The 10,589-nt window shown below is 72.0% G+C and carries 13 protein-coding genes; all 13 read right to left on the bottom strand.

Going from position 1 to position 10,589, the window contains the following annotated elements; all coding sequences use genetic code 11:
* Positions 1-43: 43 nt before the first annotated feature.
* Positions 44-1,015, bottom strand: coding sequence for a prolipoprotein diacylglyceryl transferase (gene lgt, locus OAW74_RS05570; RefSeq protein WP_262873327.1), 972 nt, complete (start codon positions 1,013-1,015; stop codon positions 44-46).
* Between the two features lie 46 nt (positions 1,016-1,061).
* Positions 1,062-1,844, bottom strand: coding sequence for a tryptophan synthase subunit alpha (gene trpA / locus OAW74_RS05565; protein WP_262873326.1), 783 nt, complete (start codon positions 1,842-1,844; stop codon positions 1,062-1,064).
* A complete protein-coding gene (gene trpB / locus OAW74_RS05560; RefSeq protein ID WP_262873325.1) occupies positions 1,841-3,100 on the bottom strand; it encodes a tryptophan synthase subunit beta in 1,260 nt (419 codons plus the stop codon). The genes trpA and trpB overlap by 4 nt, the downstream gene beginning before the upstream one ends.
* Positions 3,097-3,888 (bottom strand): indole-3-glycerol phosphate synthase TrpC, encoded by a 792-nt coding sequence (trpC, locus tag OAW74_RS05555; protein ID WP_262873324.1) that lies wholly within the window; start codon positions 3,886-3,888, stop codon positions 3,097-3,099. The genes trpB and trpC overlap by 4 nt, the downstream gene beginning before the upstream one ends.
* A 1-nt stretch (position 3,889) precedes the next feature.
* Complete coding sequence (locus tag OAW74_RS05550) at positions 3,890-4,123, bottom strand: DUF6704 family protein (RefSeq protein WP_262873323.1); 234 nt, start codon at positions 4,121-4,123, stop codon at positions 3,890-3,892.
* Positions 4,124-4,168: 45 nt separating this feature from the next.
* A complete protein-coding gene (locus tag OAW74_RS05545) occupies positions 4,169-4,774 on the bottom strand; it encodes a Trp biosynthesis-associated membrane protein (RefSeq protein WP_262873322.1) in 606 nt (201 codons plus the stop codon).
* Positions 4,771-5,145 (bottom strand): phosphoribosyl-AMP cyclohydrolase, encoded by a 375-nt coding sequence (hisI, locus tag OAW74_RS05540; protein WP_262873321.1) that lies wholly within the window; start codon positions 5,143-5,145, stop codon positions 4,771-4,773. The genes OAW74_RS05545 and hisI overlap by 4 nt, the downstream gene beginning before the upstream one ends.
* Entirely contained in the window at positions 5,142-5,921 is a 780-nt protein-coding gene (gene hisF, locus OAW74_RS05535; RefSeq protein ID WP_262873320.1) for an imidazole glycerol phosphate synthase subunit HisF, read from the bottom strand. Before hisF ends, hisI begins: the two co-directional genes overlap by 4 nt.
* Complete coding sequence (gene hisG / locus OAW74_RS05530; protein WP_262873319.1) at positions 5,921-6,763, bottom strand: ATP phosphoribosyltransferase; 843 nt, start codon at positions 6,761-6,763, stop codon at positions 5,921-5,923. Before hisG ends, hisF begins: the two co-directional genes overlap by 1 nt.
* A 41-nt stretch (positions 6,764-6,804) precedes the next feature.
* Positions 6,805-7,068 carry a phosphoribosyl-ATP diphosphatase gene (locus OAW74_RS05525; RefSeq protein WP_262873318.1) on the bottom strand — a complete coding sequence of 88 codons (264 nt, stop codon included), beginning with the start codon at positions 7,066-7,068 and terminating at the stop codon, positions 6,805-6,807.
* Between the two features lie 16 nt (positions 7,069-7,084).
* Positions 7,085-7,753, bottom strand: coding sequence for a ribulose-phosphate 3-epimerase (gene rpe / locus OAW74_RS05520; RefSeq protein WP_262873317.1), 669 nt, complete (start codon positions 7,751-7,753; stop codon positions 7,085-7,087).
* Between the two features lie 500 nt (positions 7,754-8,253).
* Entirely contained in the window at positions 8,254-9,624 is a 1,371-nt protein-coding gene (locus OAW74_RS05515) for an RsmB/NOP family class I SAM-dependent RNA methyltransferase (protein WP_262873316.1), read from the bottom strand.
* Positions 9,621-10,586, bottom strand: a complete 966-nt coding sequence (fmt, locus tag OAW74_RS05510; RefSeq protein ID WP_262873315.1) for a methionyl-tRNA formyltransferase — start codon at positions 10,584-10,586, stop codon at positions 9,621-9,623. Before fmt ends, OAW74_RS05515 begins: the two co-directional genes overlap by 4 nt.
* Between the last annotated feature and the right edge of the window lie 3 nt (positions 10,587-10,589).

The following is a 10,589-nucleotide window of genomic DNA, read 5'->3' as shown; positions in this document are numbered from 1 at the left end:
TTCAAGATGGGACGACGTCGGCCCTGCACGCTGAGCGCGTGCGCTATTTCGCGGCGAGTGTGCTTGTGGCGGTGCCTGCGGCGTCTTCGTCGGCAGATGGTGCGCTGGTGTCGACGAAGTCGGTGCTGTCCTGTGATTGTACCGTGCTCGTCGGCGACCACTCGCGGCCGGGGACGTAGACCGACGGCTCGAGCCCGGTGTGCCGACGCTTCTGCACGATCATCACGACGAGGCCGAGCACGACGCCGAGGATCGCCGCCCACACGTTGACCCGCAGGCCCAGGAAGATCTCGCTCGGATCGATGCGGATCGACTCCCACACGATGCGGCCCGCGCTGTACCAGATGAGGTAGAGACCGAAGAGGCGCCCCCACTGCAGCGTGAAGCGGCGCCCTGCCCACAGCAGCACGGCCGCGCCGAGCAGGTTCCAGATCACCTCGTAGAGGAAAGTGGGGTGGAACAGCGTGCCGTCGGCGAGGCCGGCGGGGAAAGCGGGGTTGTCGCTGGGGATCTCCAGCCCCCACGGCACGTCGGTCGGCAGACCGAACAGCTCCTGGTTGAACCAGTTGCCGAAGCGGCCCAGCGCCTGCGCGACGATGAGGCCGGGGGCCAGCGCGTCGGCGAAGCTCGTGAAGCGGATGCCGGTCCAGCGGCATCCCAGCCATGCGCCGATCGCGCCGCCGATGAGCGAGCCGTAGATGGCGATGCCGCCCTCCCAGATGCGGAAGACCGCCCAGGGGTCGGTGCCCTCGCCGAAGTAGAAGCCCGGGTGCGTGAGCACGTGATAGATGCGCGCTCCGATGATCGCCAGCGGCACGGCCAGCAGCGCGATGTCGATGACCACCCAGGGCTCGCCGCCGCGCTTGGTGAGGCGGTGGTTCGTCATCAGCACCGCCACGATGATGCCCGCGATGATGCACAGGGCGTAGAAGTGGATGCGCAGCGGGCCGAGGTCGATGTAGCTGACCGAGGGGCTCGGGATGCTGGCGACGACGTTCAGGGCGGTGGAAAGCACGAGGGGCAGTCTATCCGCCGTCGGCGCGTGCCCCGTCCCCTCGGCGTCAGCGGGCGCCGGCGGAGAGCGCGCGCGCCGTCTCGGCGAGGCCGTCGACCCCGCCGTCCCGCAGGGCGCGCACGAGCGCCGTGCCCACGATCGCTCCGTCGGCGTACTCCAGCACTCCCTCGACCTGCGAGGCCGTCGAGATGCCGATGCCCACGCATGCGTTCTGGACCCCGTGGGCGCGCAGGCGCTCCACGAGGCGGCGGGCGGCGGCGTCGAGCTCTGCCCGCTCCCCCGTGATGCCCATCGTCGAGACGGTGTAGACGAACCCGGTCGAGGAGCGCGCGATCAGCTCGAGACGCTCGTCGGTCGAGGTGGGGGCTGCGAGGAAGATGCGATCCAGGCCCGTGCGCTCGCTCGCCGCGATCCAGTCGGCGGCGGCATCCGGGGTGATGTCGGGGGTGATCAGGCCGGCACCCCCCGCGGCGAGCAGGTCGTCGGCGTAACGGTCCACGCCGTACTGGAGCACGGGGTTGTAATAGGTCATCACGACCACCGGCACGTCGACCCTGGCCGTGATCTCGCGGATCGCCGTGAACGTGTCGCGCAGCCGGAAGCCGCCGGCGAGGGCCGCCTGCGTGGCCTCCTGGATGACGGTGCCGTCCATCACGGGGTCGGAGTACGGCGGGCCGAGCTCGAGGATGTCGGCGCCGTTCTCGGCGAGGGCGACGGCCGCGTCGATGCTCGTCTGCAGGTCGGGGAAGCCCAGCGGCAGGTAGCCGATGAACGCCCCTCGGCCCTGGGCGCGGGCAGCGGCGATGGCGGCGGCGACGCGCGAGGTCACAGCTCGGTCCCCTCGCCCTTGGCGGCGTCTGCGGGGGGCGCGATGTCCACCGGGTCCTCCCCGTCGTACAGGCCGAAGTAGCGGGCCGCGGTGTCCATGTCTTTGTCGCCGCGGCCAGACAGGCACACGGCGAGCACGGCATCGGGACCGAGCTCGCGCCCGATGCGCAGAGCCCCCGCGAGGGCGTGCGCCGACTCGATGGCGGGGATGATGCCCTCGGTGCGGCTGAGCAGTCGCAGCGCCTGCATCGCCTCGTCGTCGGTGGCCGGGATGTACTCGGCGCGGCCGATGGAGGCCAGCCACGAGTGCTCCGGGCCGACGCCCGGGTAGTCCAGACCCGCCGAGATCGAGTGCGACTCGATGGTCTGGCCGTCGTCGTCCTGCAGCACGAAGGTCTTCGCGCCGTGCAGCACGCCTGGACGGCCGCGCTCGATCGACGCCGCGTGCTTGTCGGTGTCGACCCCGTCGCCGGCGGCCTCGACGCCGTAGAGTTTCACGCCCTCGTCGTCGAGGAACGCGTCGAACATGCCGATCGCGTTCGACCCGCCGCCCACGCAGGCCAGCACGGCGTCGGGCAGGCGGCCGACCTCGTCGAGCAGCTGCGCGCGCGCCTCTTCGCCGATGACCTTCTGGAAGTCGCGCACCATCGCGGGGAACGGGTGGGGGCCCGCGGCCGTGCCGAAGATGTAATTGGTCGTCTCGACGCTGGCCACCCAGTCGCGGTACGCGTCGTTGATGGCGTCTTTCAGCGTGCGCGAGCCCGTCGTGACGGGCACCACCTCGGCGCCGAGCAGCCGCATCCGCGCCACGTTCAGCGCCTGCCGCTCGGTGTCGACCTCGCCCATGTAGATGGTGCAGTCGAAGCCGAACAGGGCGGCGGCCGTCGCCGTGGCGACGCCGTGCTGCCCCGCGCCGGTCTCGGCGATGACGCGGGTCTTGCCCAGACGCTTGGTGAGCAGGGCCTGGCCGAGCACGTTGTTGATCTTGTGCGATCCCGTGTGGTTGAGGTCTTCGCGCTTGAGGAACACCCGCGCTCCCCCTGCGTGCTCGGCGAACCGGGGCACCTCGGTGATGATCGACGGGCGGCCGGCATAGGAGTTCAGGAGCCCCTGGAACTCGGCGATGAAGGCGGGGTCGGCGATGGCCTGTTCATAGACGGCGGTGAGCTCGTCGATCGCCGCGATGAGCGACTCGGGCATGAATCGCCCGCCGAAGTCGCCGAAGAAGGGTCCGTGGGCGTCGCGCAGACTCGTCATCGCTGCACGCTCCCCTCGCCGGCGGCGAGGAACGCCTCGAGAGTGGCCACCGGGTCGCCCGTCACGAGCGCCTCCCCGATGAGCACGACGTCGGCGCCGGCCTGCCGGTAGTGGGCGACGTCTTCGGGGCGCAGCACCGCCGACTCGGCGACCTTGATCGCATCGTCGGGGATGCTGCCGGCCACCCGGCCGAACAGATCGCGATCGAGTTCGAACGTCGACAGATCTCTCGCGTTCACGCCGATCAGGCGCGCCCCGAGGTCGACGGCGCGCGACACCTCGTCGGCCGAGTGCGTCTCGACCAGCGGCGTCATGCCGAGCTCGATCACGAGGGCGTGCAGCTCGGTCAGCAGCGCCTGGTCGAGCGCCGCGACGATCAGCAGCACCAGGTCGGCGCCGGAGGCGCGGGCCTCGAGCACCTGGTACGGCGTCGCGATGAAGTCCTTGCGCAGCACGGGCAGCGACACCTCGGCCTTGACGGCCTCGAGGTCGGCCAGCGACCCCTTGAACTTGCGCTGCTCGGTCAGCACCGAGATGGCGCTCGCGCCGCCCTGCTCGTACAGCCGCGCCTGCAGCGCCGGGTCGGGGATGCTCGCGAGGTCGCCGCGCGACGGACTCGCACGCTTGACCTCCGCGATGATCTTGACGCGGTCGGCGGGCGTCAGCGCGAGGAACGCGTCGCGCGCGGGCGCCTGCGCGAGAGCATCGCGCTCGACGTCGGCCAGCGAGCGGGAGTGCGCGCGCTCTTCGGCATCCGCCACCGCGCCGGCCGTGAGGTCGGCGAGCACGTCAGTGCGCCTTCGGCGCGTACTTCGGTCCGTTCACGCCGTAGCCGGCCTTGGCCATGCCCCAGCCGACGAGGAGCCCGACGACGAGCAGGCCTGCGCTGGCCCAGACCAGCACCGGCAGGTCGAGGAAGAAGAACACCGTGCCCAGCGTCACCGCGATCAGCATGATGATGACGGCGGTCCACGCCGCCGGCGAGTGTCCGTGGCCGGGGTCGCCGATGGGGTTGGTGCTCATGGATCTCCTCCGTGGTGTGCGCGGGTTCCGCCAGTCTAGCGGGGGTCAGGTCGTGGGATCGTCGCCGCGCGACAGGTCGTCCCAGTCGTCGATGGCGTCGTGCGGGCGCGACCCCGCGGCAGCCGTCGGAGCGGCGGCCGAGTGGTCGGCGGCGGTGTCGTACCGTCGTCCGGTGGCCGCCCAGGTGTGGGCGGTCGCGAGCGTGAACACTCCTGCGGCGATCAGCACGCACCACGCGACGAGCGAGACGACCGGCCAGGGCGTCGCCGCGATGTCGGCGACGAGGTCGGCGATCGCCTGGATGCCCGCGATGCCGGTCGCCTCGGTGACGACGCTCGCGACCGCCGTGACGGGGTGCGCGATCGCGATCGGCCAGGTGAGGGCGAACAGCACGACGCCGATGACGACGGCGAGGGCGCCGAAGACGTAGCGCAGCACCCTGCCCACGATCGACAGTGCGCCGCCGAGGGCGAGCACGGCCAGACTCAGCGGCGCCAGCACCGGCAGCGCCGCCGCACCCGAGACGGCGAGCTCGTGCTGCGCACCGTCGTCGAGCACCACGGTGAGCCACGTCTGCGTCGACGAGATGACCCCCACGGCGCCGGTGGCGAGCATCACGAGCACCGACAGCAGGCGCGCGCGAGCTCTCATTCCGTGCGTCCCGGCTGCAGATCGGTCACGAGCGGCGCCAGATCGTCGGCGTCGAAGCACGTGCGCGTGCCGGTGTGGCACGCGACCCCCACCTGCTCCACCTCCACGAGCACCGTGTCGCCGTCGCAGTCGAGCCTGGCCGACCGCACGAACTGGGCGTGGCCCGACGTGTCGCCCTTGCGCCAGTACTCCTGACGGGAGCGCGACCAGAACGTGACGCGGCCGGTGGTGAGCGTGCGCCGGAGGGCCTCGGCATCCATCCACCCGAGCATGAGCACCTCACGGGTGTCCCACTGCTGGACGACGGCGGCGACCAGCCCCTGCTCGTTGAACGCGACGCGCGCGATGCGGTCGTCGACGGATGCGGTCATGCGCGCACCTCGATCCCGGCCGCACTCATGGCGGCCTTCACCTCACCGATGGTCAGCTGGCCGGAGTGGAAGACGGATGCGGCCAGCACCGCGTCGGCTCCCGCGTGGATCGCGGGGGCGAAGTCGGCCGCGGCGCCCGCGCCACCGGAGGCGATCACCGGCACCGACGAGATCTCGCGCATGAGCCCGACGAGTTCGAGGTCGAAGCCCTCTTTCGTGCCGTCGGCGTCGATGGAGTTGACCAGCAGCTCCCCCGCCCCGCGGTCGATCGCCTCCTGCGCCCACGCGAGTGCGTCGAGGTCGGTCTCGGTGCGGCCGCCGTGGGTCGTGACGACGAAACCCGACGGGTAGCGCTCGTCGGTGCCGGGGGCGGCCCGCTTGACGTCGAGCGAGAGCACGAGCACCTGCGCGCCGAACCGGTCGGCGATCTCGTCGACGAGGGCGGGCCTGGCGATCGCGGCGGAGTTCACGCCGATCTTGTCGGCGCCCACGCCCAGCAGCCGCGCGACGTCGTCGGCCGTGCGCACTCCGCCGCCGACGGTGAGAGGGATGAAGACCTCCTCCGCCGTGCGGCGGACCACGTCGTAGGTGGTGGCCCGCTCGTCGACGGTCGCGGTGACATCTAGGAAGGTGATCTCGTCGGCGCCCTGGCGGAAGTACTCCGCTGCGAGCTCGACGGGGTCGCCCATATCTCGCAGGTTCTCGAAGTTCACGCCCTTCACGACCCGCCCGGCGGCGACGTCGAGGCACGGGATCACCCGGCAGACGAGACTCATCACAGCCTCGCGTTGTGGATGGCGCTGACCAGGATCGCCCGGGCGCCGATGGCGTACAGCTCGTCCATGACGTTGTTGACGCCCTTCCGAGGGGTCATGACGCGCACCGCGACCCACTCCGGGTCGCGCAGCGGCGAGATGGTGGGCGACTCGATTCCGGGCGCGATCGCGACGGCCTGCTCGACGAGGGCGACCGGCAGGTCGTAGTCGACGAGCACGTAGCGGCGCGCGACCATGACGCCGCGCAGGCGCCGCAGCAGCGTCTCGGTGCCGTCGGCCTCACGGGGGCCGGTGATGAGCACCGCCTCCGACTCCAGCAGCACGGGGCCGAAGATCTCCAGGCCCGCCTGGCGCAGCGTCGTTCCGGTGGAGACCACGTCGGCGACCGCGTCGGCGACACCCAGCTGCACGGCCGACTCGACCGCGCCGTCGAGCGGCACGAGGTCGACGGCGACGCCCTGCTCGTCGAGGAACGCGTCGACCAGGCCCGGGTAGGCGGTCGCGACGCGCAGCCCCTCGAGCTCGCCCAGCTCGGAGTACCGGCCGGGAGGGCCCGCGAAGCGGAAGGTCGAGCCGCCGAACCCGAGGGCCTCGATCTCGCGGGCACCCGGCATCCGCGCGTCCAGCAGCAGATCGCGGCCGGTGATGCCCACATCGAGGGCGCCGGAGCCGACGTAGGTGGCGATGTCTTTGGGACGCAGGTAGAAGAACTCGACGTCGTTGACCGGGTCGATCACGTGCAGGTCTTTGGGGTCGCGGCGGCCGGTGTATCCGGCCTCGGCGAGCAGTTCGAAGGAGGTCTCGGCGAGCGAGCCCTTGTTCGGCACGGCGATTCGCAGCATGGGTGAGGGCTTTCGGTTCGTGGGCGGGCGGAGGGGCGCGCTCACAGATGTCGGTAGACGTCCTCGGGGGTCAGTCCCTTGGCGAGCATCAGCACCTGCAGGTGGTAGAGCAGCTGCGAGATCTCCTCGGCCGTCTCCGCATCGGACTGGTACTCGGCGGCCATCCACACCTCGGCGGCCTCTTCGACGATCTTCTTGCCGATCGCGTGCACGCCGGCGTCGAGCTCCGCGACGGTGCCCGATCCCTCGGGGCGCTCGACCGCCTTGGCGGCGAGCTCGGCGAACAGGGCGTCGAACGTCTTCACCCTGACAGGCTACCGGTCAGTGGGAGTGCTGCGCCGCCGCGAGTCGGAGACCGGCGATGGCGGCATCCGGATCATGAGCGCCGAACACGGCTGAGCCCGCGACGAACGTGTCGGCTCCCGCTTCTGCCGCGCGCGCGATCGTCGACTCGGCGATGCCGCCGTCGACCTGCAGCCAGACCGCGCTCCCCCGGCGGCGGGCTTCGTCGGCGAGGCGCCGCAGCTTCGGCAGCTGCTCGGCCATGAATCCCTGACCGCCGAAGCCGGGCTCGACGGTCATCACGAGGATCTGGTCGAACTCGTCGAGCACATCGAACAGCTGCTCGACGGGGGTCGCGGGCTTGACGGCGACGCCTGCTCTGGCGCCGATCTGCCGCAGCCGCCTGGCGAGGACGACCGGCTCGTGGGCGGCCTCGAGGTGGAACGTGACGCTCGCGGCGCCGAGCTCGGCATAGCCGGGGGCCCAGCGGTCGGGGTCGTCGATCATGAGGTGCACATCGAGCGGAACGGGGCTGGTCGCCTGGATGCGCTCGACCATCTGCGGGCCGAAGGTGAGATTCGGCACGAAGTGGTTGTCCATGACGTCGACGTGCACGAAGTCGGCGGCGGCGATGCGCGCGAGGTCGCGCTGCATGTTGACGAAATCGGCGGCCAGGATGCTCGGGTTGATCCGGATGCTGTCGGTCACCGTCTCATTATCGCTGCGGGGGGTGGGGTGCGGGGTCGGGGGTCCGGGGCTCGGGGGTCGGGGCTCGGGGCCGCCAGGCGACCGGGTTGGTCACACTATAGTGTGACCCAGACCGGCCGCATCCTCAGGTTCTGTACCCCGGGGCGCCACGCGGTCGCACAACCTGCGGGGTTCGGATGCTGCATCCGCATCTTCTGCGCAGCGGCACTCCGACTGGTCGCACAACCTGCGGGCACGGGGATGCCGGAGCCGCACCGGCTCCCCGGCCAGTCGCACAATCCGCGCGTTCGGGTTGCCGCATCCGCACCTTCTGCGCACCGCACACCCCACCGGTCGCACAACCTGCGACCTACGGATGCCGCACCCGCACCTTCTGCACACCATCCGCCCCTCCGGTCGCACAACCTGCGGCAACCCGGCACCGCGGTAACACTAAAGTGCGACCACCGGTCGGGCAGGCTGCGTCGCAGAGGGCCGGCGCGACCGGCGCGCGGAGCGTATCAGCGCTTGCGCAGCAGCGAGATCGACATGGCGTCGGTGTTGTGCCGATGCGGCCACAGCTGTGCGCGCCCCGACCCGTCGGCCTGCGGCGGCAGGTCGGGCTCGGCATGCGAGACGGCGCGCACGACGGCGCGGGCGTCGAGCTCCTCGATCGCATCGCCGAGTTCGCGACGGAGCTCGGCCACGACGGTCGTGGTCTCGGCCAGATGCGGCGAGCACGTGACATAGGCCACGATGCCGCCCGGCTTGATCGCGGTCACGGCGGCTCTCAGCAGCTCGCCCTGCAGAGCGGCGAGGTCGGGGACGTCGGACGGCGCCTTGCGCCATCGAGCCTCCGGGCGCCGGCGCAGCGCCCCGAGGCCCGTGCACGGCGCGTCGACGAGCACCCGGTCGTACTCGCCGGCGGCCTCCGCGGCGCGCTCGCGGCCGTCCTGCTCGGTCACCTCGACCGCCAGCGGAACACCGGCGACCGCCTGCCGCACGAGTCCTGCGCGAGCGTGGGCGACCTCGTTGGCATCGAGGGTCGCACCGTGGGCGAGCGCCTCGGCGGCGAGCATCGCGGTCTTGCCGCCTGGCCCCGCACACAGGTCGAGCCAGCGCTCCCCCGGCACCACCGGCACGGCGCGGGCGAGCGCGAGGGCGGCGAGCTGGGAGCCTTCGTCCTGCACGCGCAGCGTGCCGCCCGACGCCGTGATGATGCCCTCGGGATCGCCGCCGGCGAGGCGGAACCCGACCGGCGAGAACGGCGTGCGCTGAGCGTCGTCGGGCACGTCGGCGAGGCCGGGCAGCGCCGTCATCGTCACCCGCGGCGACGCGTTGTCGGCGGCCAGCAGCGCATCGAGCTCGTCGGCCCTGCCCTCGGCGGCGAGAGCCCGGCGGAACGCCCGCACGACCCACACGGGGTGCGAGGTCGTCAGCCCCAGACGTTCGTCGTCGGAGCGCGCGCCCTGCTCGATGCGTGCGAGCCAGTCGCCGGGGTTCTCGCGCGACACCCGGCGCAGCACGGCATTGGCGAACCCCGCGGCCGCGCGTCCGCCCGCCCCGCGGGCGAGCTCGACCGACTCGTTGACGGCGGCGTGCGAGGCGACCCTGGTCGACAGCAGCTGGTGCACGCCCAGCCGCAGCGCGTCGAGAACGGGTGGATCGATGTCGTGGATGCTGCGCTCTGCCGCGATGCCGACGACCGCGTCGTACGTGCCCTGGCGCCGCAGCGTTCCATAGGTCAACTCGGTGGCAAGACCCGCATCGGCCGTGCTCAGCTGGGCCCTGGCGATCGCGCGCGGCAGCAGCAGATTGGCGTAGGCGTCGGATTCGTGCACGGCACGGATCGTCTCGAACGCGACCTGGCGCGCGGGACTGACCGCGGTCATGCCTGCGCCCCGCTCTGCGCGGCGGCTGCGGCATCCGGCGCCGGGTCGAAGCGCGCCGTCTCGACCCGCAGGCCGCGCCACCAGTCGGCTGCGGCCATCGCCCCCTTGCCGGCCGGCTGCACCCGCTCGAGCACGACCGGATGGTCGAGGGTGCCGACCCGCAGCTCCCGCTCCTGCAGCGCGATCTCGCCCGGTGCGAGCGGGGCGTCATCGGCGGATGCTGCGCGCACCGCGAGCAGCTTGACTCGCGCACCGGTGAGCACCGTGTGCGCCCCTGGCTCGGGCGTGACTCCGCGCCAACGCGCCAGCACGCCCGCGCGCGGCTGCTGCCAGTCGATGCGGCCGTCGTCGTCGGAGAGCTTGTGCGCGTAGGTCGCCTCGCCGGTCTGCGGCCGCGCCTGCGCCGAGCCGTCGGCGATGGCGTCGACGACGTCGACCAGCAGATGCGCACCGTCGGCGGCGAGCAGGGTGAGGGCATCGCCGGCGGTGACGTCCTGGGGCATCGCGAGCGTGCGCTCGGCGAACACGTCGCCGGCGTCGAGCGCGGCTACCAGCTGGAAGACGCTCGCCGTGAGCTCGGTCTCCCCCGCCATGATCGCGCGCTGCACCGGCGCCGCTCCGCGCCACTGCGGCAGCTTCGAGAAGTGCAGGTTGACCCATCCGTGCGACGGGTTCGACAGCAGCGGCTCGCGCACGAGTCCGCCGTAGGCGACGATGACGCCGAGGTCGGGACGCAGGGCCCGGATGACCTCGGTCGTTGCGGGGTCGAGGCGCTCGGCCTTGACGACCTCGAGCCCCAGCTGCGCCGCCGCCGCCGCGACGGGCGAGGGGGTGAGCACGCGCTTGCGCCCGAGGGGGGCGTCGGGCCGGGTGACCACGGCGACGATCTCGTGGGAGCTCGCTGCGAGGGCGTGCAGCGAGGGCACGGCGGCGTCGGGAGTGCCGGCGAAGACGAGGCGCATGGG

It is taken from the genome of Microbacterium fluvii (assembly GCF_025515205.1).
In the GTDB taxonomy this organism is placed as follows: Bacteria; Actinomycetota; Actinomycetes; order Actinomycetales; family Microbacteriaceae; genus Microbacterium; species Microbacterium fluvii.
This window is presented reverse-complemented; position numbering and strand designations above follow the sequence as displayed.

Bases quoted from the DNA above. Each gene is read 5' to 3' on its own strand.
- hisI (WP_262873321.1), bottom strand. From the start codon at position 5,145: ATGACCGCATCCGTCGACGACCGCATCGCGCGCGTCGCGTTCAACGAG.
- hisG (WP_262873319.1), bottom strand. From the start codon at position 6,763: ATGCTGCGAATCGCCGTGCCGAACAAGGGCTCGCTCGCCGAGACCTCC.
- fmt (WP_262873315.1), bottom strand. From the start codon at position 10,586: ATGCGCCTCGTCTTCGCCGGCACTCCCGACGCCGCCGTGCCCTCGCTG.
- hisF (WP_262873320.1), bottom strand. From the start codon at position 5,921: ATGAGTCTCGTCTGCCGGGTGATCCCGTGCCTCGACGTCGCCGCCGGG.
- OAW74_RS05545 (WP_262873322.1), bottom strand. From the start codon at position 4,774: ATGAGAGCTCGCGCGCGCCTGCTGTCGGTGCTCGTGATGCTCGCCACC.
- trpB (WP_262873325.1), bottom strand. From the start codon at position 3,100: ATGACGAGTCTGCGCGACGCCCACGGACCCTTCTTCGGCGACTTCGGC.
- OAW74_RS05550 (WP_262873323.1), bottom strand. From the start codon at position 4,123: ATGAGCACCAACCCCATCGGCGACCCCGGCCACGGACACTCGCCGGCG.
- OAW74_RS05515 (WP_262873316.1), bottom strand. From the start codon at position 9,624: ATGACCGCGGTCAGTCCCGCGCGCCAGGTCGCGTTCGAGACGATCCGT.